The sequence below is a fragment of the Micromonospora sp. WMMD754 genome (assembly GCF_049315235.1).
Lineage (GTDB): Bacteria > Actinomycetota > Actinomycetes > Mycobacteriales > Micromonosporaceae > Micromonospora > Micromonospora sediminicola.
In genome coordinates this window covers 5,520,073-5,544,140 of record NZ_CP186058.1, presented here as the reverse complement: position 1 = coordinate 5,544,140, position 24,068 = coordinate 5,520,073, and the positions used below count along the sequence as shown (strand labels likewise).

The following is a 24,068-nucleotide window of genomic DNA, read 5'->3' as shown; positions in this document are numbered from 1 at the left end:
TTTTGCCGTGGTATGCGGATGGCGCACATAGGTTCGATCGTCCCCGGGGTCAGCGCGGTCCCCGGCTGCGCGTCGGCGATCCGGTCGGCGACGGCGACGGCGACGACGTCGGACGCGCGGTCGGCCGGCCGGTCGGGCGCGGGCTCGGACTCGACGGCGTCGGGCGGGGCGTCGCCGACGCCGACGCCGACGGGCTCGGCGCGGAGGTGGTCGGGGCCGGCGTCGACGGGGAGGGCTCCGGAGCATCCCCCGGGAAGCTCGGCTCCCGGAACCGGTACCGGTCCGGGTCGAGCTTCATCGCCTCGGTGGCCCGGGACATGAACTGCCGCCAGATCGGCGCGGCCCCGGTCGAGCCGTACACCTCGTAGCTGCCGCCCCGGGTCCGCAACGGCTTGCCGTCGGTGGTGCCCAGCCAGACGGCCGAGGCCAACGCGCCGGTCCAGCCGACCATCCAGGTGTGCACGTTCTGCGTGGTGCTCTGCCCCGCCTGCCAGGTGCCGGTCTTGCCGGCGGAGTCCCACCCGTTGTCCAGTCGGGCCGCCCGGACCCGACGCAACGTCCAGTCGAGCTGGTCGATCGCCTCCCGGTCCAGGCCGAGGTCGGTCTGGCGCACCTGCTCCGTCCACACCTCCTCGTCGCCCTTGGTCACCGAGCGGACGAAGTGTGCGTCGGCCCGCTTGCCGCCGGCGGCGAAGGTGGCCATCCCGTTGGCGTGGTCCTGCACCGTGATGCCGTACTGGCCGATGCCGACCTCGGTGGAGAACCGCTTCGCCACCTGGTCGGCCGGGTCGCCGCGCAGGTCGACGCGCTGCGGCTGCGGGTTGCCGCGCACGGTCTCCCACATCGACTCGACGCCGGCCCGCCGGGCCATGTCGATCACCCGGGCGGTGCCCAGCTTCTCGGTCAGCTCGAAGTAGGTGACGTTCAGCGAGGCGACGGTGGCCTCCCAGAGCGCGCAGTCCGGTTGGCAGGGCGCGTGCTCGGCGTTGCGGATCGGCCCGGCCGCGCTGCCCCGGGTGCGACCCGAGGCGGGGAACTCCTTGGTGTCCGGCGAGTCGAACCGCTGCTTCACCGAGATGCCGTCCCGCACGGCGGCGGCCAGGTCGTAGACCTTGAACGAGGAGCCCGGCGGGTGCTGCCCGAACCCGCGCGCCTGGCCCTTCTCGTCGTAGTACCAGCCCGCGTAGTCGGCGCCGGAGCCCCGGTCACCGCCGTAGTAGCCGAGCACCCGTCCGGTGCCCGGCTCCACCGCCACCAGCGCCGCCTGCCAGTTCTTCGGCTGCCCCCGCACCGCCTCCGGCGCGCTGTCCCGGCGGATGTCCGCCGACGCCTCCGCCGCGTCCTGCACCCGCTTGTCGACGGTGGTGACGATCCGGTAGCCACCGTCACGGATCACCTCGTCCGGCTTGCCCCGGAACGGCTCCGTCCGCCGCAGCTCGGCCAGCACGTGGTTGACCACCAGCCCGGTCGGTCGGTCCAGGTCGGACCGGCCGGCGTCCGGGTCGACCGGGCGCACCGTGTCCGGGTACGCGAGATCCGCCGCCTGCCGCGGCGTGAGATAGCCGAGCTTCACCATGCCGTCCCGGATGTAGTTCCACCGGTCGATCGAGTTCTGCTTCGCGGTCGCGTTGCGGGCCGGGTCGTAGCCCGGCGTGCCCTGCGGATCGGTCGGGTCCGCCTCCGGCTGCTTCACCATCGCGCACAACACCATCGCCTCGGCCTGGGTGAGCTGCTGCGCCGCCGGCGCGTCCCGGCGCACGGTCTTGCCGAAGAACGTCTGCGCGGCCGCCTCGATCCCGTACGCGCCCCGGCCGAACGGCACCGTGTTCAGGTAGAAACCGAGGATCTCCTCCTTGCTGTACGTGTCGTCGAGCTTCCAGGCGATCACGGCCTCGCGCAGCTTCCGCGAGTAGGTCACCCCCCGCAGGTCCGCGGCGACCCGCGCGTACTGCTGGGTGAGGGTGGAGGCGCCCTGCCGCTGCCCGCCGGTGACGTTGGCCCAGGCCGCCCGGAGCACGCCCTTGACGTCGATGCCCTGGTTGGTCCAGAACGTGCGGTCCTCGGCCGCCACGATGGCCTGCTTGGCCGAGTCGTTCATCTCGTCGTACGGGACGATGGTGCGGTTCTGCGCGCCGAGCTTCGCCATCGGCGTGCGCCCGTCGGCGTAGAAGACGGTGGTCGACTCCGGCAGCTTCAGGTCGGTGGGCGTGGGGACGCTGTCGAAGTAGTAGCCGCCGGCGACCAGGCCGCATCCGGCCAGCAGGGTGCAGATCGCCAGGAAGACCGCCACCCGCCGTCGTCGGCGTCTCGGCCGGGCCGGTGTGGCGCCGCCAGGTCCCCGGACCTCTCCGTTGTGCCGCACGCGACGCCTCCGAACTGATCGGCCGAATCGTGTCCCTGCCCGGCTCGCAGGCTAACCGAGCTGCGCCGACGGCACCGGCCTGCGGGCGTCGACCGGTGTGGCGGCGGCCCGTCGCGGGACCGCGCGCCGGGCGGCACGGCGACGCGCGGGTCGGGGCGGCACGCCGCCGCCCCGACCCGCTCCGCCGGTCAGTGCGTCGCCCGTCCCGCCGCGCGGCCGTTGCGCCCCCGCCGGCCGATCCGGCGTACCGGCCAGCGGTCGTTGCCGCCCGGATGCGCCGGTGTCGGCCGCCACATCGACCGCAGTTCGGTGCCGTCCGGCGCCGGGAAGATCCCCCGGTCGAGATAGCCGAGCCGGCGCAGCAACGACCCGTACGGCTCGTCGTCCACCTGCGCGTACGTGGGCAGGCTCAGCGTGTCCATCCGGCGTTGCGCGCCGGCGAGCGCCTCCGCCGCCCCACCACCGGGCGCGGCGAGCAGCGCCAGGTGGTTGTGCGGCTCGACCGGCCGCCGCGCGGCCAGCTCGTCGTCGAGCCGGCGGAACCGGTCCACGTCCGGGCCGGCGGCCGCGCCGAGGCGGTCGACGTACCGGCGGGGCGGGGGGATCGGGCGGTAGCGGTGGAACCACACCGTGGCGGCGGTGCCGTCGGGCAGCAGGAACGCGTCGCCGAAGAGCAACGCGTGTTCGGTCCAGATCCGCGCCACGGCGGCGAGGACGGCGGAGCGGCGCGGCGCGTCGGGGACGAGCCACGCCGCCAGGGCGGTGGGGGAGAGGGCCTCGGCGACGAGGTCGGCGATCCGGCCGACGTCGCACCATCTGGCCCGGATGACGGGCATTGCTCCGGTCATGGTGGAACTCCTGGTCACCAGTGTGATCGAGGAAGGATGCCGGGCGCCGGAGTGTGGTCGACGGCGCCGCCGCGCGCGGTCGCGCGGCCCCGGGCGCGCACGCCCGGTCACCGGATCGAGGGTGTTGCCGGTGCGTGCCGGTCAGGCCGGGCGGGTGCCCGGACGCGACGAACGGGACGCCGGCAGGCGGTCGGCGGCCGGATGTCCGGACGGGTCGGCCAGGGGCGGGCAGGCCCAGACGGCGGCGTCGGCGTCCGCCGGGTCGCCGTGCCCGGCGCCGCCGGGGTGCACCGCGCCGTCCGGCGGCAGCGGCACGACCGGTGTCGGCGCGAGCTCGACCGGACCGGGCCGGGCGACGGTCGCCGCCGCGGAGCGGGCCGGAACCATGACGACGGTCGCGCCGCCGGGAGCAGCGGCCGGTGCCGCGACCCGGACGGCCATCGGCCCGCCCCGCCCGGCTCCGGGGGCCCGGCCGGGCGGAGCCGTCGCCGTGCCGGCCGGCGCGCCGGCGTCCGGTGGTCGTGCCCCCGGTGCCCCGGGCGCCCCGGGAGCGGCGGGCGGGGACGCGGGCGCCGACGGCGCGGGGGGATCGAGCAGGTCGGTGATCGGGTCGAGCGGGGCGAGCACCGGGTCCAGCGGTCGCAGCACCGGCTCCAGCACACGCCGGACCGGACCGAGGACCGGGCGCAGCGGGCGGACCACGGGGGCGAGCGCGTCGGCGACCGGCGGGAGCACGTCCGCCGCCACCGGGTCGGTGACCGGGCGCAACGCGTCCGCGACCGGGGTGAGCACGCGGGCCCGCACCGGCTCGGTGACCGGACGCAGGGCGTCCGCGACGGGGTCGAGCACCCGGTCCGGCGCGGGTTCGAGGCCCGGACCCGGAGCGCCGGCGGTCGGGGGGCGCGCCCGGTCGCGCGCCGGGTCCACCCGCGGGCGCGGCGCCCCGCGCACCGGACGGGCGCGCGCCGGTCGGTCGGCCGCCGGCCGGACCGCGGGCGACGTGGTCCGAGCCGTCGGCGGCGGTGGCGGCCCGGGCGCCGGTGGCGGTGCCGCCGGATCGGTCGCCCGGACCTCGTCGGATCCGGACGGTGACACGCCCAGCACCGGACCCAGCGCGCCGGTGAGCAACCGGACGACGCCGGGCGGCGACGCGGGGGGTGGGCGCTCGGCGGCGTGGGCGGCGCCGGCGGCGGCGACCTCGTGCGCCGCCCAGACCGCGACGACGCCGCCGAGCAGCAGGCCGAGGCGCAGCGCCCAGCGTGCCGGCGGCCCGACCCGTCGCGTCATCCCCGCACCCCCCGGGACCCGCGTGCAGCGACGCCGGTCACTGCCCGAACTCTACCGAACGTGGCGGTCCGGGCACAGCATGCCGCTGATCGGTTTCGGGCGCGTCCACCACCGACAGGCGTGGCGCGCGGCCGGTCCGGGTACCACCGTCGGCATGAGTACGAGCACGGCGGACCGCGCCGACACCGACACCGTGGCCGCCCCCGCCGGCGTGGTGGCGGTCGTCGCCCACCGGAAGAAGACGTTCGGCGGCGGCCTCGACGAGCTGCGCGCCCGGCTGGCCACCGCCGGCGTCGGGCGGCTGATCTGGCACGAGGTGCCGAAGAGCCGTAAGGCCCCGAAGCGGGTCCGCGCGGCGCTCGACGAGGGCGCCGACCTGGTGCTGGTCTGGGGCGGGGACGGCATGGTGCAGCGGTGCGCCGACACGCTGGCCGGCACCGGCGTGCCGATGGGCATCCTGCCCGCCGGCACCGCCAACCTCTTCGCCGCCAACCTCGGCATCCCCGCCGACCTGCCGGAGGCGGTGCGCATCGCGCTGCACGGCCGGCGGCGCCGGCTGGACCTGGGCCGGCTCAACGGGGAGCACTTCGCGGTGATGGCCGGCGCCGGCTTCGACGGCGACCTGATCCGCGACGCCGACCGCAAGCTCAAGGGCCGGTTCGGCCGGGTGGCGTACGTCTGGACCGCGCTGCGGCACGTGCGCGGCGAGTGCGTCCGCACCCGGATCCGGGTCGACGGCTCGGACTGGTTCGACGGCGAGGCGAGCTGCGTGCTGTTCGGCAACGTCGGCACCATCACCGGCGGCATTCCGGCCTTCGACGACGCCCGGCCCGACGACGGGGTGCTCGAGGTCGGCGTCGCCACCGCCAGCGGCGCCGTGGACTGGGCGCGCACGTTGGGCCGGATGGCCGCCGGCCGCTCCGACGACTCACCGTTCGTGCGGATCACCCGGGGCCGCAAGATCCGGGTCCGGTTCGCCGCGCCGAAGACGTACGAGCTGGACGGCGGCGCGCGGGGCACGGCGAAACGGCTGAAGGTCACGGTGGTCCCGGGCGGATTGACGGTCTGCTGCCCCGACCCGGTGGACTGACCCGGCCGGCGCCGGGCCGGACACGCCCGGCAGGATGCGGGCATGCGCGACGACGTACGCGACTACCTCGCCGACCTGGTGCGGCGCTCCCGGGACGTGCTCGGCGACGACCTGGTCGGGGCGTACGCGGCCGGTTCGGTCGGGTTGGGCGCCTACCAGCCGGGCCGCAGCGACGTGGACGTGGCGCTGCTGGTCGCCGCGTCGCCGGCCGGGGCCGCCCGGCGGGCGCTGGTGGACCGGCTGCGGCACGAGGCGCTGCCCTGCCCGGCGCGTGGCCTGGAGCTGGTCGTCTACCGCCGCGACGTGGCCGCCTCCGGCACGCCGGAGCCCGGCTTCGAGGTGGAGCTGAACACCGGCGCCACCATGCCGTTCCGGACCACCTACGACCCGGCCGACCGGCCCGCCGCCGACGGTCGGTTCTGGTACGCGCTCGACCGCAGCATCCTGCGTCAGTCCGGCCTGACCCTGCTGGGCCCGCCCGCCGCCGAGGTCTTCGCCGACCCGCCGCCGGCCGCGCTGCGGGCGCTGCTCGTCGACGCGCTGCGCTGGTGGCTGGCGCTGCCCACGCCGCCCGGGGACGCGCCCGCGCCGGGGGCCGAGGACGCGGTGCTCGGGGCCTGTCGCGCGCTGGTGCGCTGCCGCGACGGCGTCTGGCTGGGCAAGGTCGACGCCGGCCTGCGGGTGGCGGGCGACGACCCGGACGCCGCGCTGATCCGGGCCTGCGTCGCCGCCCGCCGGGGCGGCCCGCCCCCGTCCGGCCCGGCGGCCCGCGCGTTCCAGCGACGGGTGCTGGCGCAGCTGGAGAGTGGCTGACGAAATTCGATGTCGCCCGGGCCCGCCGGGTGGCTAGGGTCGGACGATGATCGAGGTGCGCGACCTCGCCAAGCACTTCCGGGTGCACCGGCGGCAGCCCGGCCTGGCGGCGTCGCTGCGCTCCCTGGTCCACCGCGAGCACGTCACCGTCCGCGCGGTCGACGGGGTCGGCTTCACCATCCCCGCCGGTGAGGTGGTCGGCTTCCTCGGCCCCAACGGCGCCGGCAAGACCACCACGCTGAAGTGCCTCACCGGCCTGCTGCACCCCAGCGCCGGCACGGTCCGGGTGCTGGGGCACACCCCGCACCGCCGGGAGGCGGCGTTCCTGCGCCGCGTCTCGCTGGTGATGGGCCAGCGCAACGGCCTGTTCTGGGACCTGCCGGCGGCCGACGCGTTCGAGGTCAACCGGGCCGTCTACGGCCTCGCCGAGGGGCCGTACCGGGCCGCGCTCGACGAGCTGGTCGACCTGCTCGGCCTCGCCCCGCTGCTCGGTCGGCAGGTGCGCGTGCTGAGCCTCGGCGAGCGGATGCGCTGCGAGCTGGCCGGGGCGTTGCTGCACCGCCCGGACGTGCTCTTCCTCGACGAGCCGACCCTCGGCCTCGACGTCAACGGGCAGGCCGCGGTCCGCGCCTTCCTGCGCGACTACAACGCCCGCCACGGCGCGACCGTGCTGCTGACCAGCCACTACATGGGCGACGTGACCGCGCTGGCCCGCCGGGTGCTGGTCATCGACCGGGGCGCCCTGCGGTTCGACGGCGACCTCGCCGCGCTGGTCGAGGCGCACTCGCCGCACCGGCTGGTCCGGGTCACGCTGCGCGAGCCCGCCCCCGCCGGCGCCTGGGCCGGGCTCGGCGAGCCGGTCGACGTCGACGGCGCGGTCGTCACGCTGGCGGTGCCCCGGGCCGAGACGGCGGCGGTCGCCGCCCGACTGCTGGCCACCCTGCCGGTCGACGACGTGGCGATCGGGGACCCGCCGGTCGAGGAGATCATCCGGGCGGTCTTCGCCGGTGCGTGACACCCTCACCGCCTACCGGGCGCTGGCGCGCGGCGGCACGCTGGTGGCCGTCACCTACCGGGGGCGGCTGGTGCTGCGCGTGCTCACCGGCTTCTTCCCGCTGCTCATGATGGCGGTCTGGCTGACCGTGGTCGCCGAGGCGGGCCCGCCGGCCGGCTGGACCAGCGCCGACTTCCTCGCCTACTACGCGGCCGCGACGCTGATGGCGAACCTCTCCGGCGACCACGTGATCTGGCAGTGGGACGCCGACCTGCGCAGCGGCGACCTGTCGCTGCGGCTGCTGCGCCCGCTGCACCCGTTCCACCAGTACGCCGCCGCCGACCTCGGGCAGCGCCTGGTCACCCTGGTGGCGCTCGCGCCGGCCCTGGCGCTGGCCGCGGTGCTCAGCCCCGACCTGGACTACCCGGTCACCCCGGCCCGACTGGCCGCCGTCGCGGCCGCGACGGCGCTGGCGTACGCGTTGGGTCTGCTGACCGCGTCCACGTTCGCGTTGCTCGGCTTCTGGAGCACCCAGACCGCGAACGTGTGGCTGCTCTGGTGGGGGCTCGGCTCGTTCGCCTCCGGCTGGGTCGCCCCGCTGGAGCTGCTGCCGCCGTGGCTGCGCACCGCCGCGGTGGTGCTGCCCTTCCGCAGCATGATGGGCTTTCCGGTGGAGCTGGTGACCGGCCGGCTGGACGGTGGTGAGACCGCGCTCGGTTTCGCCGTCGGTCTCGGCTGGCTCGGGGTGTTCGCGCTGCTCTACCGGATCGGCTGGCGTCGGGCCGTACGCCGGCACCAGGCGGTGGCCGGGTGATCCGCCGGCAGCTGCGGGTGCTGCGGATCTGCTGGCGCGCGGCGGTCGCCGCCGACCTGGAGTACCGGTTGCAGTTCCTCTCCGCCGCCGCGTTGAGCGCGTTCTGGATGGTGTGGGCCGTGGCCGGGGCCTCGGTCTACTTCCGCTTCGCCGGGTCCGTGGCCGGTTGGACGCACGGCGAGGTGCTGGTCGTCATCGGCCTGTTCTTCACGCTCAACGGCCTGCGCCAGACGCTGCTGCAACCCAACCTGGAACTGATGAGCGACCACGTCCGCCGCGGCACCCTCGACTTCCTGCTCACCAAGCCGTTCGACGCCCAACTGCTGGTGAGCCTCGGACGGGTGCGGGTGACCAACCTGCTCGACCCGGCGCTGGGCCTGGTGCTCGTCACGGTGGGCGTGGTGCTGTCCGGGCGCGGGGTCTCGCCGGGCCGGCTGGCCGCCTTCCTGCTGCTGTTGGGCTGCGCCGCGGTGCTGCTGTACGCGCTGACCGTGCTGCTGATGGCGGCGACCGTGGTGCTGGTGGCGGCGGAGGACCTGGACCGGGTCTCGTTCGCCTTCGTCGAACTGTCCCGCTTCCCGGTCGACCTCTACCGCGACCCGGCCCGCACGCTGCTCACCGTCGTCCCGGTCGCGTTCCTCACCACGTACCCGGGTGCGGCCCTGCTGGGCCGGCTCGACGCCCGGATGCTGCCGGTCGCGGTGGCGGTGGCCGCCGGCGCGGTGGTGGTGGCCACCGGGGCGTGGCGGCGGGCGCTGCGGTCGTACGCCGGGGCGGGCGGCTGACCGGCGCGCCGCCGGGCCGCCCCCGCCGGTGACTAGGGTGGGCGGGGGAGGTGCGGTGATCATGGAGCTGAGCGCGGAGATCCGGGCCGGGCTGGAGTCGGTGGTGCCCGGCGGGGTGGCGACCCGGGCGGCGGACCGGCTGCGGCTGGCCCACGACGCGTCGCACTACCTGCTGCACCCCGGCGCGGTGGTCACCCCGACCGACGCCGGCCAGGTCGCCGCGCTGCTCGCGCAGAGCCGGCGCGGCGGCCTCCCGCTGACCTTCCGCTCCGGCGGCACCAGCCTCAGCGGCCAGGCGGTCACCGACCGGCTGCTGGTCGACGTCCGCCGGCACTTCCGCGACCTGACCGTGCTCGACGACGGGCGGCGGGTCCGGGTGCAGCCCGGCGTGGTGCTGCGCCAGGTCAACGCGCGGCTCGCGCCGTACGGCCGCAAGCTCGGCCCGGACCCGGCCAGCGAGTCCGCGTGCACCGTCGGCGGCGTGGTCGCCAACAACTCCAGCGGCATGACCTGCGGCACCGAGTTCAACACCTACCGGACGCTGGAGTCGCTGGTGCTGGTGCTGCCCAGCGGCACCGTGCTGGACACCGGCGCCCCGGACGCCGACGCCCGGCTGCGCGCCGCCGAGCCGGACCTGCACGCCGGGCTGCTGCGGCTGCGCGAGCGGGTGCGCGGCAACCCCGACTCGGTCCGCCGGGTCCGCGCCCAGTACGCCATGAAGAACACCATGGGGTACGGCGTGAACGCGTTCCTCGACCACGACGACCCGGTCGACCTGCTCACCCGGCTGGTGGTGGGCAGCGAGGGCACGCTCGCGTTCGTCGCGTCGGCCACGTTCCGCACCGTACCGGTGCAGCGGCACGCCGCGACCGGTCTGCTGGTCTTCGACTCGCTCGGCGCGGCGATGGCCACCATGCCGGAGCTGGTGGCCGCCGGGCCGGCGGCGGTCGAGCTGCTCGACGCCGCCGCGCTGCGGGTCGCCCAGCGGGACCCGCAGGCGGACGCCGCGCTGCGCGGCCTGGCCGTGCGCGGGCACGCCGCGTTGCTGGTCGAGTGGCAGGAGTCCGACCCGGAGGCGCTGGCCGGGCGGGTCGCCGCCGCCGAGCCGGTGCTGGCCGGCCTACCGCTGACCGCCCCGGCCCGGCTCAGCGGTGAGCCCGCCGCCCGCGCCGCGCTCTGGCACATCCGCAAGGGTCTCTACGCCGCGGTGGCCGGCGCCCGCCCGTCCGGGACCACCGCGCTGCTGGAGGACGTCGCCGTGCCGGTCGAGGCCCTCGCGGGCACCTGCGCCGCGTTGGCCGAGCTGTTCGACCGGCACCGCTACGCCGACAGCGTGATCTTCGGCCACGCCAAGGACGGCAACCTGCACTTCATGCTCAACGAGCGGTTCGCCGACGGCGAGGCCCCCACCCGCTACGCCGACTTCACCGAGGAGATGGTCGACCTGGTCCTCGGCCACGGCGGCACGCTGAAGGCCGAGCACGGCACCGGCCGGGTGATGGCCCCCTACGTGCGCCGCCAGTTCGGCGACGAGCTGTACGACGTGATGCGGCAGGTCAAGACGCTCTGCGACCCGGACGGCGTACTCAACCCCGGCGTGCTGCTCAGCGACGACCCGGAGATCCACCTGCGGCACCTGAAGACCGTGCCGACGGTGGAGGAGGAGGTGGACCGGTGCGTCGAGTGCGGCTACTGCGAGCCGGTCTGCCCCAGCCGCGACCTCACCACCACGCCCCGACAGCGGATCGTGCTGCGCCGCGAGATCGCCGCCGCCGAGGCCGCCGGCGACCGGGCGCTGGCCCGGGAGCTGGCCGACGCGTACGACTACGACGCGGTGCAGACCTGCGCCGTGGACGGCATGTGCGCCACCGCCTGCCCGGTCCTGATCAACACGGGTGACCTGGTCAAGCGGCTGCGCGCCGAGGAGCACGGGCGGGCCACGCGCGCCGGCTGGCGGGGCGCGGCCCGACGCTGGGACGCCACCACCCGGGGCATGGCCCGGGGGCTGGACCTGGCCGGCGCGCTGCCGCCCGCGCTGCCCGAGGCGGCCACCCGGGCCGCCCGCGCCGTGCTCGGCGCCGACCGGGTGCCGCAGTGGCGGCGGGACCTGCCGCGCGGCGGCGAGCCCCGCCGCCCCCGGCCGGCGGACGACCCGGACGCCGTCTTCGTGCCGTCCTGCCTCGGCACGCTCTTCGCCCCCGCCGAGGGCGGCGTCGGCGTGGCCGCCGCGCTGCTCACGCTCGCCGAGCGGGCCGGCGTCCGCCTGCTCGTGCCGGACGGTATCGGCGACCTCTGCTGCGGCACCCCCTGGTCGTCCAAGGGCCTTACCGACGGCTACCGCGCGGTGCGCGACCGGGTCCCGCCGGTGCTGCGCGCGGCCAGCCGCGACGGGACGCTGCCGGTGGTCAGCGACGCCGCCTCCTGCACCGAGGGCTTCGACCGGCTGCTCGCCGACGCCGGTGACCTGCGGGTGGTCGACGCCGTCGCCTACACCGCCACGGTGCTGCTGCCCCGGCTGACCGTGCGCCGCCGGCTGGGCTCGCTCGCGCTGCACCCGACCTGCTCGTCCACCCGGCTCGGCCTGGACGACGCGCTGCTCACGGTGGCCCGCGCGGTCGCCGACGAGGTGGTGGTCCCGGACGGCTGGCAGTGTTGCGGCTTCGCCGGCGACCGGGGCCTGCTGCACCCGGAGCTGACCGCGTCGGCCACCCGCGCCGAGGCCGCCGCCGTCACCGCGCGCCCCTTCGACGGGTACGCTTCGGTGAACCGCACCTGCGAGATCGGGCTGGCCCGGGCCACCGGGCAGCCGTACCGGCACCTGCTGGAGCTGCTGGCCGAGGTGACCGCCTGATGGGGCGCAGCTGGTGGCTCGCCGGCCTGATGCTCGTCGTCGGCGTGCTGGTGGGCGTCGCCCAGGAGGGTGTGGTGCCGTCGGTGCTGGGCTTCGCGGGCTTCGCCGTCCTGGCGGTGCTCTTCTCGCCGCTGGCCTTCCCCCGGTCGCTGAGCGCCGCGGAGGCACGCCGGCGCAGCGCGCGCGACGGCCGCCCGGTGGTCTACTGGCGTCCCGGCTGCACCTACTGCCTCCGGTTGCGCCTGCGACTGGGCCGGCACGCGGGGCGGGCGCACTGGGTGGACATCTGGCGTGACCCGGAGGCAGCGGCGGCGGTCCGGGCGGTCACCGGCGGCGACGAGACCGTCCCGACGGTGGTGCTGCCGGACCAGGCCGTGGTGAACCCCGACCCGGCCTGGCTGCGCGCGCGGCTCCGGGCCTGACGGCGGGGCCGGCCGGTGCCCGACGGCCGGGTCAGAGCGGGCGGGTCAGCTCCGCGACCAGGTCGGCGGCCGGCGCCGCCCGGGCGCCGCGCCAGCCGGTGCCGGCCCACAGGTGCAGCCGGTCGGCGTCACCGGCCCCGGCGGCGGCGACCCGCAACGGCCGGGTCAGGTGGTGCAGCGCCGGATAGCCGAGCGGGGCCGCCGCGTCGTGCCGCTCGACGAAGCGGTTGCGCAGCGCCCGCGCGGGACGGCCGGTGAACGCGCGGGTGACCACGGTCCGGTCCCGGGCCGGGTCGACGAGCGCGTCCCGGTGGGTCCGCCCGGTGCCGCTCTCGTCCGCCAGCAGCAACAGCGTGCCGACCAGCACCCCGACCGCGCCGGCGGCGAGCGCGTCGGCGACGTCCCGCCCGCCGCCCACCCCGCCCGCGGCGAGGACCGGCAGCCCGGTGCGCCCGGCCACCTGCCGGACCAGGTCCGGCAGCGGACGCGGCGCGGGTGGGGCCGCCGGGGTGAACGTGCCGAGGTGTCCGCCGGCCGCCCCGCTCTGCGCCACCAGCCCGTCCACCCCGAGGTCGGCCGCGACCGCCGCCTCCTCCGGCCCGGTCACGGTGACCAGCACCCGGCTGCCGGCCCGGCGCAGGTCCCGGACCACGGCCGCCGGGGGTGGGCCGAACGTGAAGCTGACCACCGGCACCGGTTCGCGGCGCAGCAGGTCGAGCTTGGCGTCCCAGTGGTCGTCGTCGGCGACCCGGTCGACCGTCGCCAGGTCCAGGCCGTAGGGCGCGCCCTCGGGCGCGATCCGGCCCGCGTAGCGGCGGAACTCCGCCTCCGTGACCGGCACCGGGGTGGGCACGAAGACGTTCACCCCGAACGGGTGGCCGCCGGCCCGCAGCTCGGCGATCTCCGCCGCCACCGCCTCGGGGGTGCGGTAGCCGGCGGCGAGGAAGGCGAAGCCACCGGCCGTACCCACCGCCGTCGCGAGCCGGGTGGTGGACGGCCCGCCGGCCATCGGCGCCGCCACCACCGGCAGGTCCACCCCGAGCAGATCCCGAATTCCCGTCACCGCCCCAGTCTGCCGCCTCCGCCGCCCGGAACCGGGGCTGCCGGCGGGAGCGGTCGTGGTTAGGCTCGGGCGATGCATCGATCCCGGCTGTACGCCCTGATCATCGACGCGCCCCAGGAGTCCGCGGGAGAGGTCACCGCGTTCTGGTCCGCCGCGCTCGGCGCCGAGGTGCGCACCGACCCGAGCGAGCCCGAGTTCACCGGCCTGGCCGACGTGGTGCCGGGTCTGGTCACCGCCGTGCAGGCGGTGGACGACGCGCCCCGCCACCACCTCGACATCGAGACCGACGACGTGCCGGCCGAGGTCGAGCGGTTGCGGGGGTTGGGCGCCACGCCGGTCTCCCGGTGGCAGGACTGCCACGTGTTGCGGGCGCCGGGGGGTCACCTGGTCTGCGTGATCCCGGTGGCCAGCGACCCGGAGCTGTTCGCGTCGACCGCCACCCGCTGGCCGTGAGGCCGGCGCCCCGGCCGGTGAGGGCCGGGGCGCCGGAGCCGGTCAGGCGGTGTAGGGCAGGGTGACCGTCGAGCGGTCCCCGGTGCCCAGTGTGGTGGCGCCGGCGCCGATGGCGTTCCACACCTCCACGGTCACCGTGCCGCCGGCCAGGTCACCGAGCGTCCCGACGCCGGAGAGCAACCCCCGGGCCTGGGTGTAGTGCTCCCACCCGGGCACCGGGTCGGTGGCGAAGTACTGGTACGTCTCCACCCGGTCGGCGGTGCCGTCGCCGGTCAGGTCGTAGGAGACCCGGACGTGGGTGCCGTTGCCGACCGTCGTGCCCGCGTCCAGCAGCAGGTCGAACCGGGTCGCCCCGCCGGTGTAGCGGGCCGTCAGACCGGAGGCGGTGAACCGCAGCGGTTCCCCGCCGGTCGCCGGGACGGTCACCGTGGCCGAGGCGCCGGCCGCGCCGGCCAGGCCGGTCGGGCCGACCAGGTGACGTTCCGCGGTGAACCCGCCCGACGCCGGCGGCGTCGTGGTGGCGGTGCTCCCGGCGTACGGCAGCACCAGGCGGGACGCGTCACCGATGCCGAGCGTGGTGGGCCCGGCGCCGATGGCGTTCCACACCTCGATCCGGACCGTGCCGCCGGACAGGTCGCCCAGCGTGCCGGTGGCCGAGGTGAGGCCCTGCGTCTGGCGGTAGTGCTCCACACCGGTGACCGGGTCGGTGGCGTAGTACCGGTAGGTCTCCACCCGGTCGAAGCTGCCGTCGCCGGTGAGGTCGTACGAGACCCGGGCCTGGACCCCGTTACCGACCGCGGTGCCCGCGTCGACGGCCAGGTCGAACGCCGTGTTCCCGCCGGTGTACGTGCCGGTCAGCCCGGTGGCGGTGAAGACCTGCGCGTTGGCCGGCGCGCCGTCGTGGTTGCCGTTTGCCGCGGCCACCGTGACCGTGCCGGCCGGGCCGGCGGCGGCGCCCAGCGCCCCGCCGGAGCCCAGGTAGCGGGTCGGCTCCAGCGCCGGCGGCGGGGTGGTCGGGCTCGGGCTCGGGCTGGTCGGCGTCGGGCTCGGCGTGGTCGGCGTCGGGGTGGGCGTGGTCGGCGTCGGCGTGGGGGTGCTCGGCGTCGGGGTCGGCGTCGACGTCGGCGGGGGACCGGTCGGCACCGTCACGCCGCCGGTGGCGCTGCCCCCGCTCCAGGTGTACGCCCCGGAGGTGACCGTCTTCCCGGCCGGCACCGCCAGCGTGGTGCCGTCGGAGAACGTGACGGTCAGCGGCGCCGCGGTGATGTTCGACGCCACGTACGTGCGCTCGGTGCCCGTGCGGAACACCTTCGCCAGCGGGTGGTTCGCGGTGACCGAGGTGTCCACCGTGCCGAGCGCGGCGAGGTTGCGGATCCAGTGGAACGTGTGCGCCTTGCTCTCGCCCTCCTCGCTGGCGAAGGTGCTGTTGGCCCGGAAGTTGCGCAACGCCTGCTCGCCGTCGCCGAGGGCCAGGAACTCCCAGATGATGTCCTGCCACACCGTCGGTGGGCCGTTCTTGTTGGCGAGCAGCTCCGCGTAGTTGGCCTTGACGTACTCCGGGTGGTCGCCGAGGTAGAGGTGACCACCGGTGATCGGCAGCATGTTGATGCCCTGGATCATCTCCGGGGCCGAGGAGAACCAGGTGGCGTACGCGCCGCCGTCGCCCCACACCATGCCGACGGTCTTGTGGCCGAAGGCGGCCGGGAAGTTCTCGTCGTGCACGTCGAACCAGTACTCGGAGATGGCCGCCGACTGGGTGGTCCACAGGTAGACGCCGGCGTCGCGGACGGCGGTGTTCCCGGTCGCCTGACCCCACTGGATGAGCGCGTTGGCGAAGTTCATGCCCTCCGAGGAGGACTCCTGGTTGTTGCCGGCGAAGAACGGCGCCAGGCCGGAGGCCCAGTCGTGGCCGGCGTAGATGTCGAAGTCCCGCAGGTAGGGGAACCGGTTGTCGGCGCGGTCGTAGTTGTTGGCGTCGCGGATGAGCAGGTCCACCATGCCGCCGTAGCGGGTGTCGTCGGCCCAGCCCGGGTCGAACTTGGCGACCGTGGCCGCGGCGGCGACGAAGTAGCCGTAGTGGAAGTGGTGGTCGTTGAGGTCCTCGTCGGAGCCGTACGAGGCGGGGTAGCCGATCAGCGTGCCCCAGTTGCGGTCGTAGTAGAACAGCTGGCCGGTCTCGCCGGAGCTCGCGGTGAGCCAGTTGGTCAGGCGCGCCTTCATGGCGGTCACCGCCGCGTCGCGCACGGCGGTGAGGCCGAGCTGGTCGGCGATCTCGGCGATCCGGGCGGCCCGGCCGAGGCCCTTGCCGGCCCAGTAGGTGTCCCGCCCGCTGATCCCCTCCGGGTTGGCCAGTTCGGCGTTGAGGTAGTTGGTGACGGTGGTCAGGTCCGCGCCCGTCGCGTCACCCACCGCCGGCACCTCCGGCAGCACGCCGGTGTAGCGCATCGAGGTGGTGAAGGACGGCACCCCGACCAGCACCCGCATGGCGCCGCGCGCGGAGACGTACGTGCCGGTGATCGGGGTGGCGCCGGTGAGGCTGCGCCACTGGTGCGGGTAGAGCGCCACCACCGTCTTCGTCTCGGTGCCCTCGCGGGGCGTGGTGGTGAACGCGTACGTGGTGCGCACCGTGCCGGCGGCCTGGTCGTACGCGTAGCTCATCCGGGTGCCGGTGACGTGCGCGTGGGCGTACCTGCCGTACTCGTCGGCGAGGGCGGCCTTGTCCGCGCCGCCGGGCAGCACGGCCACGGAGAAGTAGCCCTTGCCGGCGAGCGTCGAGCTGATGCCGGCGCCGTTGACGGTCCAGGTCGCGCCGGTCGGCGCGTACGCGACGTAGTCGTGGCCGTTGACGGTGAAGCCGATGGTGGCGCCGGAGTTGCGCCAGACCGTCGGCGTCGCGGTGGCGGTGAGTTGCGCGGCGCCGCCGCCGGTGACGGTGTAGTAGCTGAACGGCAGCCCGTGGCCGATGGTGGCCCGCATGCTCCGGTTGCCGTCGCTCCAGTCGGCGGTGACCGTCCAGTCGGTCCAGTCGGCGGCCTTGACCACGGGCGCGGCGAGGCCGGCCACCCCGACCCGGACGTCCTCGGTGTACGGGTAGTGGAATTCGCCGACCCCGGTGGCGGTGCCGCTGATCGCCGGCGTGGTGGTGTACGACAGCCCGAGCCCGTTGTTCTCGGCCTTGAACGCCAGCGGGTGGGCCTGGAGGTTCTCGCTGGTCCCGCAGTTGTTGCGCTTCCAGATCAGCGACGACCACCAGTCGTTGGTGGGGATCGCGCCGGCCGGGGCGTCCGCGGTGGCGAAGATCCGCGGGTTGGTGCTGACGGTGCCGCAGCCCTTGGGCAGCACGGCGCCGGGCGGCAGCGTCTCGGTGTAGCTGCCCGCGCCGACGGTGCCGGCGGCGGCGGTGCCGCCGCCGCCGACCACGACGCCGAGCAGTCCGGCCGCGAGCACGGACACGGCGGCGAGGGCGACCACCCGACGGGGGCGTCGGCGGGCGGGGGACGGAACCGGTTCCGGCAGCGGTGCGGCGCCGGGGGAGAAGTCCCGCAGGGGGAGTGTCATGGAGGTCCCCTTCAGAGGAGAAGGCGGGGTACGGGTGGTGGTCCGATGGTCGAGAGAGCGCTCTCTTGAGAAGCGAGATTAGGTTCCGGTTACGCGTCCGTCAATGTCTCGTTACCGAAGAGAGCGCTCTCTCGACCTTCCCCGACGCCCCCCGGTGGACCTCCGAAACGCCTCTGACCAGGGACGACGGGAACAGCACGGCACCGCCCTCCGCCGTACCCGATGCGGCGGCGGAGGGCGGTGCGCGGCTTTTGCGAGTTGCGGCGCTCAGGCGGCGGTCGCGGCGAGCCGGTCCATACCGGACACCGGCGCCGGGACGACGCCCGGCTGCTCCCCGCCGCCGGTGCGGCGCGGCCCGGGCGCGACGGCCGACCGCGGCGTGCGGGCGGCGGTCAGGCCGAGCTGCGCGGCCTCCCAGGCGGCGCAGGGCCACGCGGCGCCGGCGCAGCTCGGGCTGGCGCACACCCGCTCCGCGTCGGGCTGGTGCGCGTCGGCCACCGCGGCGGCCAGATCCCACAGCAACGGATCGGTCACCTCGTCGGGACGGTCGGTGACGCGGTCTGTGCTGGCTTCGGACATGATCGGTCCCCCTGTCGTGAACGGCCCCCACCTGTTTCCGGAACCGGCCCCCGGCAAACCTGCGCCCGGTCCGCCGCGGGCATAGGCTGGCCGGCGTGGCGAGGTACTACGACCTGCATCCGGACAATCCCCAACCCCGGGTGATCCGGCAGGTGGTGAGTCTGCTGCGCGACGACGGGGTGATCGTCTACCCGACCGACTCCTGCTACGCGTTCGGCTGCCGGCTCGACAACCGGGCCGGCGTGGAGCGGATCCGGGAGATCCGGCGGCTCGACGACCGGCACCCGTTCACGCTGGTCTGCGCCGACTTCGCCCAGCTCGGCCAGTTCGTCAAGCTCAGCAACGCCGTCTTCCGGCAGGTGAAGTCCGTCATCCCGGGCAGCTACACGTTCATCCTCCCGGCGACCGCGGAGGTGCCCCGCCGGTTGCAGGACCCGCGCCGACGGGTGGTCGGGGCCCGGGTGCCGAGGCACACGGTGACCCAGGCGCTGCTCGCCGAACTGGGTGAGCCGCTGCTCTCCAGCACCCTGCTGCTGCCCGGTGAGGAGGAGCCGATGACCCAGGGCTGGGAGATCAAGGAGCGGCTCGACCACCTGGTCGACGCCGTGGTCGACGCCGGCGACTGCGGGCTCGAACCCACCACCGTCGTCGACCTGTCCGGCCCGGAGCCGGAGATCCTGCGCCGCGGCGCCGGCGACCCCGCCCGCTTCGAGTAGCGATCGGCCGGTTCCGCCCCGCCGGACCCGCCTCGTGCGGCAGGTTGGACCCGGCGGACGGTGACGGGGGTACGGCGTGGACGCACTCGTGCTGATCACGGTGCTCGGCGTCACCGTGCTCGTCGGCACGACCATCGGCGGCCGCTACAGCGTCGCGCCGCCCGTGCTGCTCATCTCCATGGGCGCGCTGCTCGGGCTGCTGCCGCCGTTCGACAACGTGGTCCTCGAGCCCGAGGTCGTGCTGGTGCTGTTCCTCCCGGCGATCCTCTACCGGGAGAGCCTGGTGACCAGCCTCCGGGAGATCCGGGCCAACCTCGCGGTGATCGTGGGGCTGGCCGTCGCGCTGGTGATCATCACGATGGTCGCGGTCGCGTACGTGGCGCAGGCCCTGGGTGTCGAGCCGGCCGCCGCCTGGGTGCTCGGCGCGGTGCTGGCGCCCACCGACGCCGCCGCCGTCGCCGGCCTGGCCAAGCGGATGCCGCGCGGCATCCTCACCACGCTGCGCGCGGAGAGCCTGGTCAACGACGGAACGGCGCTGGTCCTGTTCGCGGTGACGGTCGGGGTGATCGCGGGCGGGACGGTGCCCGGCCCGCTGGTGCTCACCGGAGAGTTCGTCGGCAAGTCGCTCGGCGGGGTGGCCGCCGGGCTGCTCGTCGGCGGGGTGGTGGTGCTGATCCGCAAGCACGTCGACGACCCGATGCGTGAGGGCGGCTTGAGCATCCTCACCCCGTTCGTCGCGTTCCTGCTCGCCGACGCGGTACGCGCCAGCGGGGTGCTCGCGGTGGTCGTCTCCGGGCTGCTGCTGTCCTACGCCGGTCCCCGGGTGATCCGGGCCCGCTCCCGGGTCACCGCGTACGCGTTCTGGGACCTCTCCACCTTCATGATCAACGGCAGTCTGTTCGTGCTGCTCGGCATGCAGGTGCCCCGCTCGTTGCGCAGCATCACCAGCCACTCGCCGACGGCCTCGCTGGGCATCGCGGTGCTGGTCGCCCTGGTCGTGGTGGTCACCCGGCTGGCCTGGGTGCACCTGTCGGTGACCGCGCTGCAGCGCCTCGACCGGCGGGAGTCGCGGCGGTCCCGTCACTTCGACGCCCGGATGCGGACCGCCGCCGGCTGGGCCGGCTTCCGCGGCGCGGTCTCCCTCGCCGCGGCGCTGGCCGTGCCGGTCGCCATGCACGACGGGACCTCGGTGCGCGAACGTGACCTGATCATCTTCGTCACCGTGGTGGTGATCGTGCTGATCATGGTGGTGCAGGGCACCACGCTGCCGGCGGTCGTCACCTGGGCCGGGCTGATCGGCGACCGGGAACGCGACCACGAGGTGCGGTGGGCCCGGATCCGGGCCACCGAGGCGGCCCTGGAGGCGCTGCCCCAGGTCGCGGCCGAGCTGGGCGCCTCGTCGGACACCGTGGACCGGCTCCGGTCGGACTACGAGGACCACCTCGCCGACGTCCGGCGGCCGCCCGACGAGGCGACGGGGGAGGAGCGGGAGGCAACCCGCAGGTTGAAGCTGGAGTTGCTGGACCGCAAGCGGCGGGAGGTCACCCGGCTGCGCAACAGCAACCAGATCGACGACGCGGTGCTACGGCAACTCCAGGCCGGCGTCGACATCGAGGAGATCCGGCTGCTCGGCCCCGAGGTGGAGGACTGAGCCGGACGGCCGCGCCGGACCGGCGCGGCCGCCGGTGGCTCAGCGCCCGTCGATCGCGACCACCGAGTACGGCGTGGTCGGCGTCGGCGGCGTGGTGAAGCGGGCGTTGGGCAGGTAGAGCCGGCCCAGGGCGGCGGCGACCGTGGTCGGCACGTCGAAGTCCGGGTCGGTCAGGATCCGGCGCAGCGTGCCGGCGGTGCCGGCGCGGTTCAGCTCGACCAGCGCGACCTGGTTGAGCCGGTTCTGCACCACGACCAGCGTGCGGCCGAGCAGCAGCAGGCCGTCGCCGTTGGCGAAGCTCTGCCCCGGCACGTCGACGGCGGTGGTGACGCCGGTGGCCGGGTCGACCCGGAACAGGGTGCCGGTGTTCGACTGCACCACGATCAGCGCCCGCCCGTCCGGGGTGGGCGCGATGCCGTTCAGGTTGACGCCGGTGCCGCTCTGCTGGAAGTCGCCGGTGAGCTCGAGCGTGGTGAACCCGTCGGCCGGCGGCAGCGCGCCGCCGCGCCCCAGCGGCAGCCGGTGGAGCACCGGTCGGTTCGAGTCGGTGAACCAGGCGGCGTCCCGGGTGAGCACCACGTCGTTGACGAACGTGGGGGCGCTCGCGAACTGGTAGCGGGCGAGGACGGCGCCGGTCCGGGCGTCGACCACCCGGGCGTCCCCGGCGGTGCCGCCGGCCACGAAGAGCCGGCCCCGGGGGTCGATCTTCAGGCCCAGCGACGGGGTGCCGGTGGGCGGGCTGAGTCGGGCGCCGGCGCCGCTGACCAGGTCGGCGCGGTAGATCTCGCCGGTGGCCCGCGAGCCGAGGTAGGCGTACCGGCCGGCGGCCGCGATGCCCTCCGGCTGGAAGCCGTCCGGCAGCGCGAGAACGGTCGGCCGGCGGTCGTGGGCGGCGGCGGGGGTGGGGGCGACGGTGCTGACGAGCGCGGCGGTCAGGGCGACGCCGAGGGCGGCGCGGATGCGTCGGTTCACTGTGCACCTTCCGGGTCGACGGTGGGGCCGGAACCCGCCCCACTGTACGTTCGCCGACCGGCGCTTGAACGGATGCGGCTGAGGGTCGATGCTGAATGACATCGACTGGCAACGATGAAAGAGGTGTCCCGGATGCGCCGACCCGCGCTCGTCGCCCTCGTCCTGACCGCCCTGCTGGCCGCCACCCCGGGCGCCACCCGGGCCGCCGTGGCCCCGCACCCCGACCCGGGGGCGCTCGCCGCGATCCGGACCGCCGGCACCGCCTGGGGGCACGACCCCGCCACCGGCCGCCCGGCCGTCACCGTCGACGACACGGTACGCGGGCCCGCGCTGGCCGCCGTGCGCCGCGACGCCGCGCGGGCCGGGGCGGTGCTGCGCCACGAGCCCGGCCGGCTGCGCACGCTCATCGCCGGCGGTCAGGCGATCTACGGCGGCGGCGGACGCTGCTCGCTCGGCGCGAACGTGCGCAGCGGCAGCACGTGGTACCTCGTCACCGCCGGGCACTGCACGAACCTCGCCGGCACCTGGTACGCCGACAGCGCCCGCACCACGGTGCTGGGCAGCCGTGCCGGCAGCAGCTTCCCCGGCAACGACTACGGCGTGGTGCGCTACACCGGCACGGTCGCGCACCCGAGCGCCGTGTACACCCACCCGGGCCAGGTCACCGTCTACGGCGCCGGCTCCGCGTACGTCGGGCAGGCGGTCTGCCGCAGCGGCGCCACCACCGGCGTGCGCTGCGGCACGGTGACCGGGCTGAACCAGACCGTCAACTACGCCGAGGGCAGCGTCAGCGGGCTGATCCGCACGAACATCTGCGCCGAGCCCGGCGACAGCGGCGGCCCGCTCTACGTCGCCGCCACCGGCACGGTCCTCGGGATCCTCTCCGGCGGCAGCGGCAACTGCACCAGCGGCGGGACCAGCTACTACCAGCCCATTCTGGAGATCCTCGCCGCGTACGGCCTGACCATCCCCTGACCGGCGCGGCTCACTCGTCGCCGGGCACGGCCATCTCGCCCAGGTGGGACCAGTCCTGCTGCGGCACGGTCGCGTTGACGATCCGCGGCGTCTCGGCCAGGTGCGGCGGCAACGTGCGCTGCGCCTCGCGGAAGTGCGCCGACTGCACGTGCGCCGCACCGGCCGCGTCGTCGCGGAACGCCTCGACCAGCACGTACTCGGTCGGGTCGTCGAGGCTGCGGGACCAGTCGAACCACAGGCAGCCGGGCTCGGCCCGGGTCGCCTCGGTGAAGTCGGCGGCGATCCGCGGCCAGGTGTCGGCGTCCTCCGGGCGGACCCGGAACTTGGCGGTGATGAAGATCATGGCCTCAGGCTACCCAGGTCGGGGGGCCGTCGCGCGGGTCAGCCCTTCGTCGCCGACCCCAGCAGCTCGGCCGCCCGGCGGTCCGCGAAGGCGGTGACCGCCTGCTGCCCGGCGCCGAACACGATGGCCACTCCGAGCAGCGCGGCGGTGCTGTTCACGGTCGTCTCGACCAGACCGCCGATCACCAGCATGATGCCGACGACCGCCACCAGCGGGCCGATGGCGAGCTTCAACAGGCCCTGCTGGAACGGCAGTTTGTAGGGCAGCCCGCCGGACCGGGACGTGATCATCGAGGGCAGGGCGCTGAGGAACGCGCCGAGCGCCCCGGCGATCAGCACGAAGAACAGCAACCGCCAGGCCGGCACGCCGGCGGCGTCGACCGGCGCCTTGAGCAGCCGCACGTCGTGACTGCGCCACTGCACCAGCACCACCAGGACCTCCGCGACCAGCGCGAACACGGACAGCCCGAGCATCCGGTTGCGCAGCCGGCGCACCGACTCGTGGAACTCGTCCGACACCGAGTGGTAGCGCAGCAGCAACGCCTGGGCCTTCGCCCGGATCAGGCCGGGCGTCGCCGCGTCGGCCACCGGGTCGAGGTCGGTGAGCACCTTGTCGTCGGCGGCGAGGAACTGCGCCGCCGCGCCCCGGTACGCGCCCAACAGGCCGACCAGCTCCTCCGGGGTCCGCAGCTCCACCATGGCCCGCTCGACCGAGTGGACGGTCTGCCAGGCGTACTCCAGGTTGCCGCCGCGCAGCCACTCGACCACGCCGCTGCGGCCGAGCACCGCCTCCACCCCGGACAGTTGGGCACGCAGCGCGGCGGCCCGGTCGGGATCGCGCGCCGCCAACGCGGTGAGCTGCTGGTACAGGTCGTCGAGCTTGGTGCGGACCCGGACCTGCCACACCGCGGTGGGCACCCCGCCGCCCGGCGGGACGATCGGGTGGCTCTCCGGCGCCTTCCCGGGTTGCTCCGGTACGGCCTCGGGCTGGGTCTCCTGGTCGATCATCGCGTCCACCTTCCCCCACGCCGCGGGCTGCCCGCGCGGCCCCTGCGACCAGTATCCGCAGGTCAGGGCCACGATGGCCAGAGCACTTCGGACATCTGACGCCGGTGCGCGGACGGTCGACCCGGTCCCCACGGAGGACACCGTCGACGTCTACCGATCGGTAGCCTGACCCGGTGACCGTCTACGCCCTCGCGCAGCTCACCGTTCACGACCGGGCGCGCTACGACCGGTACGTCGCCGCCTTCCTGCCGGTGCTGGCCCGCCACGGCGGCCGGCTGCTCGCCGCCGACACCGCCCCCCGGGTGGTGGAGGGCGAGTGGCCGCACGACAAGGTGGTCCTCATGTCCTTCGACAACCGTGAGGATTTCGAGCGCTGGTCCACCTCGCCGGAGTACCGCGCGATCTCCCGCGACCGGGAGGCCGCCACCGAGGGGGTGGTGCTCCTGCTCGACGGCATCGGCCACGCCTGGCCGGCCTGAGCCCGC

General features: G+C 75.4%; 21 protein-coding genes. 12 read left to right on the top strand and 9 right to left on the bottom strand.

Features of this window, described 5'->3' with window-relative positions; genetic code table 11:
* Window positions 1-49: 49 nt before the first annotated feature.
* The 3 genes from ACN27B_RS26055 to ACN27B_RS26045 all read right to left on the bottom strand — a co-directional run bounded on the left by ACN27B_RS26055 (window position 50) and on the right by ACN27B_RS26045 (window position 4,497).
* Window positions 50-2,290: a transglycosylase domain-containing protein gene (locus tag ACN27B_RS26055; protein ID WP_253866400.1), complete on the bottom strand. Its 2,241-nt coding sequence runs from the start codon at window positions 2,288-2,290 to the stop codon at window positions 50-52.
* A 260-nt stretch (window positions 2,291-2,550) separates the two neighbouring features.
* The gene (locus ACN27B_RS26050) at window positions 2,551-3,210 is read right to left on the bottom strand and encodes a hypothetical protein (RefSeq protein WP_099160830.1); all 660 of its coding nucleotides are present in this window, start codon (window positions 3,208-3,210) and stop codon (window positions 2,551-2,553) included.
* Window positions 3,211-3,351: 141 nt separating this feature from the next.
* A complete protein-coding gene (locus tag ACN27B_RS26045; protein WP_422741770.1) occupies window positions 3,352-4,497 on the bottom strand; it encodes a hypothetical protein in 1,146 nt (381 codons plus the stop codon).
* Window positions 4,498-4,651: 154 nt separating this feature from the next.
* Here ACN27B_RS26045 and ACN27B_RS26040 point away from each other — a divergent pair, with 154 nt between their 5' ends.
* From ACN27B_RS26040 to ACN27B_RS26010, 7 genes are all read left to right on the top strand, one after another.
* Window positions 4,652-5,587, top strand: a complete 936-nt coding sequence (locus ACN27B_RS26040; protein ID WP_422741769.1) for a diacylglycerol/lipid kinase family protein — start codon at window positions 4,652-4,654, stop codon at window positions 5,585-5,587.
* Window positions 5,588-5,629: 42 nt separating this feature from the next.
* Window positions 5,630-6,400, top strand: a complete 771-nt coding sequence (locus ACN27B_RS26035; RefSeq protein ID WP_422741768.1) for a nucleotidyltransferase domain-containing protein — start codon at window positions 5,630-5,632, stop codon at window positions 6,398-6,400.
* Between the two features lie 46 nt (window positions 6,401-6,446).
* Window positions 6,447-7,415 carry an ABC transporter ATP-binding protein gene (locus ACN27B_RS26030; RefSeq protein WP_099160833.1) on the top strand — a complete coding sequence of 323 codons (969 nt, stop codon included), beginning with the start codon at window positions 6,447-6,449 and terminating at the stop codon, window positions 7,413-7,415.
* Window positions 7,408-8,208 carry an ABC transporter permease gene (locus tag ACN27B_RS26025; protein ID WP_099160834.1) on the top strand — a complete coding sequence of 267 codons (801 nt, stop codon included), beginning with the start codon at window positions 7,408-7,410 and terminating at the stop codon, window positions 8,206-8,208. Before ACN27B_RS26030 ends, ACN27B_RS26025 begins: the two co-directional genes overlap by 8 nt.
* The gene (locus tag ACN27B_RS26020) at window positions 8,205-8,993 is read left to right on the top strand and encodes an ABC transporter permease (protein ID WP_091574271.1); all 789 of its coding nucleotides are present in this window, start codon (window positions 8,205-8,207) and stop codon (window positions 8,991-8,993) included. Before ACN27B_RS26025 ends, ACN27B_RS26020 begins: the two co-directional genes overlap by 4 nt.
* 61 nt (window positions 8,994-9,054) lie before the next feature.
* On the top strand, window positions 9,055-11,844 hold the full coding sequence (locus tag ACN27B_RS26015) for an FAD-binding and (Fe-S)-binding domain-containing protein (RefSeq protein ID WP_422741767.1): 2,790 nt from the start codon (window positions 9,055-9,057) through the stop codon (window positions 11,842-11,844).
* The gene (locus ACN27B_RS26010) at window positions 11,844-12,266 is read left to right on the top strand and encodes a glutaredoxin family protein (RefSeq protein WP_422741766.1); all 423 of its coding nucleotides are present in this window, start codon (window positions 11,844-11,846) and stop codon (window positions 12,264-12,266) included. Before ACN27B_RS26015 ends, ACN27B_RS26010 begins: the two co-directional genes overlap by 1 nt.
* 31 nt (window positions 12,267-12,297) lie before the next feature.
* On the opposite strand, the gene ACN27B_RS26005 is transcribed toward ACN27B_RS26010, so the two are convergent.
* Entirely contained in the window at window positions 12,298-13,329 is a 1,032-nt protein-coding gene (locus tag ACN27B_RS26005) for a nitronate monooxygenase (protein ID WP_422741765.1), read from the bottom strand.
* A gap of 72 nt (window positions 13,330-13,401) precedes the next feature.
* Between ACN27B_RS26005 and ACN27B_RS26000 the strand changes: the two genes are divergently transcribed.
* Entirely contained in the window at window positions 13,402-13,782 is a 381-nt protein-coding gene (locus ACN27B_RS26000; RefSeq protein ID WP_098744701.1) for a VOC family protein, read from the top strand.
* A 42-nt stretch (window positions 13,783-13,824) separates the two neighbouring features.
* On the opposite strand, the gene ACN27B_RS25995 is transcribed toward ACN27B_RS26000, so the two are convergent.
* On the bottom strand, window positions 13,825-17,340 hold the full coding sequence (locus tag ACN27B_RS25995) for a glycosyl hydrolase (RefSeq protein WP_422741764.1): 3,516 nt from the start codon (window positions 17,338-17,340) through the stop codon (window positions 13,825-13,827).
* Between the two features lie 267 nt (window positions 17,341-17,607).
* Window positions 17,608-17,919, bottom strand: a complete 312-nt coding sequence (locus ACN27B_RS25990; protein WP_253866408.1) for a hypothetical protein — start codon at window positions 17,917-17,919, stop codon at window positions 17,608-17,610.
* A 95-nt stretch (window positions 17,920-18,014) separates the two neighbouring features.
* On the opposite strand from ACN27B_RS25990, the gene ACN27B_RS25985 reads away from it, so the two are divergent.
* Both ACN27B_RS25985 and ACN27B_RS25980 read left to right on the top strand, forming a co-directional pair.
* A complete protein-coding gene (locus tag ACN27B_RS25985; protein WP_098744704.1) occupies window positions 18,015-18,635 on the top strand; it encodes an L-threonylcarbamoyladenylate synthase in 621 nt (206 codons plus the stop codon).
* Window positions 18,636-18,711: 76 nt separating this feature from the next.
* Window positions 18,712-20,286, top strand: coding sequence for a Na+/H+ antiporter (locus ACN27B_RS25980; RefSeq protein ID WP_422741763.1), 1,575 nt, complete (start codon window positions 18,712-18,714; stop codon window positions 20,284-20,286).
* Between the two features lie 39 nt (window positions 20,287-20,325).
* Here the strand turns inward: ACN27B_RS25980 and ACN27B_RS25975 are convergent, their stop codons facing one another.
* Window positions 20,326-21,258, bottom strand: coding sequence for a superoxide dismutase (locus tag ACN27B_RS25975; RefSeq protein ID WP_422741762.1), 933 nt, complete (start codon window positions 21,256-21,258; stop codon window positions 20,326-20,328).
* Between the two features lie 132 nt (window positions 21,259-21,390).
* On the opposite strand from ACN27B_RS25975, the gene ACN27B_RS25970 reads away from it, so the two are divergent.
* Window positions 21,391-22,233 carry a S1 family peptidase gene (locus ACN27B_RS25970; RefSeq protein WP_422741761.1) on the top strand — a complete coding sequence of 281 codons (843 nt, stop codon included), beginning with the start codon at window positions 21,391-21,393 and terminating at the stop codon, window positions 22,231-22,233.
* A gap of 10 nt (window positions 22,234-22,243) precedes the next feature.
* Here the strand turns inward: ACN27B_RS25970 and ACN27B_RS25965 are convergent, their stop codons facing one another.
* Together ACN27B_RS25965 and ACN27B_RS25960 are read right to left on the bottom strand one after the other, a co-directional pair.
* Window positions 22,244-22,576 (bottom strand): putative quinol monooxygenase, encoded by a 333-nt coding sequence (locus tag ACN27B_RS25965; protein ID WP_422741760.1) that lies wholly within the window; start codon window positions 22,574-22,576, stop codon window positions 22,244-22,246.
* 38 nt (window positions 22,577-22,614) lie between these two features.
* A complete protein-coding gene (locus ACN27B_RS25960) occupies window positions 22,615-23,583 on the bottom strand; it encodes a hypothetical protein (protein WP_422741759.1) in 969 nt (322 codons plus the stop codon).
* Window positions 23,584-23,756: 173 nt separating this feature from the next.
* On the opposite strand from ACN27B_RS25960, the gene ACN27B_RS25955 reads away from it, so the two are divergent.
* Window positions 23,757-24,062 (top strand): DUF1330 domain-containing protein, encoded by a 306-nt coding sequence (locus ACN27B_RS25955; protein ID WP_098744709.1) that lies wholly within the window; start codon window positions 23,757-23,759, stop codon window positions 24,060-24,062.
* The last annotated feature ends 6 nt before the right edge of the window (window positions 24,063-24,068 follow it).

Coding starts and splice junctions, on each gene's coding strand:
- ACN27B_RS26050 (WP_099160830.1), bottom strand. CDS start 3,210: ATGACCGGAGCAATGCCCGTCATCCGGGCCAGATGGTGCGACGTCGGC.
- ACN27B_RS26045 (WP_422741770.1), bottom strand. CDS start 4,497: ATGACGCGACGGGTCGGGCCGCCGGCACGCTGGGCGCTGCGCCTCGGC.
- ACN27B_RS26040 (WP_422741769.1), top strand. CDS start 4,652: ATGAGTACGAGCACGGCGGACCGCGCCGACACCGACACCGTGGCCGCC.
- ACN27B_RS26035 (WP_422741768.1), top strand. CDS start 5,630: ATGCGCGACGACGTACGCGACTACCTCGCCGACCTGGTGCGGCGCTCC.
- ACN27B_RS26030 (WP_099160833.1), top strand. CDS start 6,447: ATGATCGAGGTGCGCGACCTCGCCAAGCACTTCCGGGTGCACCGGCGG.
- ACN27B_RS26015 (WP_422741767.1), top strand. CDS start 9,055: ATGGAGCTGAGCGCGGAGATCCGGGCCGGGCTGGAGTCGGTGGTGCCC.
- ACN27B_RS26010 (WP_422741766.1), top strand. CDS start 11,844: ATGGGGCGCAGCTGGTGGCTCGCCGGCCTGATGCTCGTCGTCGGCGTG.
- ACN27B_RS26000 (WP_098744701.1), top strand. CDS start 13,402: ATGCATCGATCCCGGCTGTACGCCCTGATCATCGACGCGCCCCAGGAG.
- ACN27B_RS25995 (WP_422741764.1), bottom strand. CDS start 17,340: ATGACACTCCCCCTGCGGGACTTCTCCCCCGGCGCCGCACCGCTGCCG.
- ACN27B_RS25990 (WP_253866408.1), bottom strand. CDS start 17,919: ATGTCCGAAGCCAGCACAGACCGCGTCACCGACCGTCCCGACGAGGTG.
- ACN27B_RS25970 (WP_422741761.1), top strand. CDS start 21,391: ATGCGCCGACCCGCGCTCGTCGCCCTCGTCCTGACCGCCCTGCTGGCC.
- ACN27B_RS25965 (WP_422741760.1), bottom strand. CDS start 22,576: ATGATCTTCATCACCGCCAAGTTCCGGGTCCGCCCGGAGGACGCCGAC.
- ACN27B_RS25960 (WP_422741759.1), bottom strand. CDS start 23,583: ATGATCGACCAGGAGACCCAGCCCGAGGCCGTACCGGAGCAACCCGGG.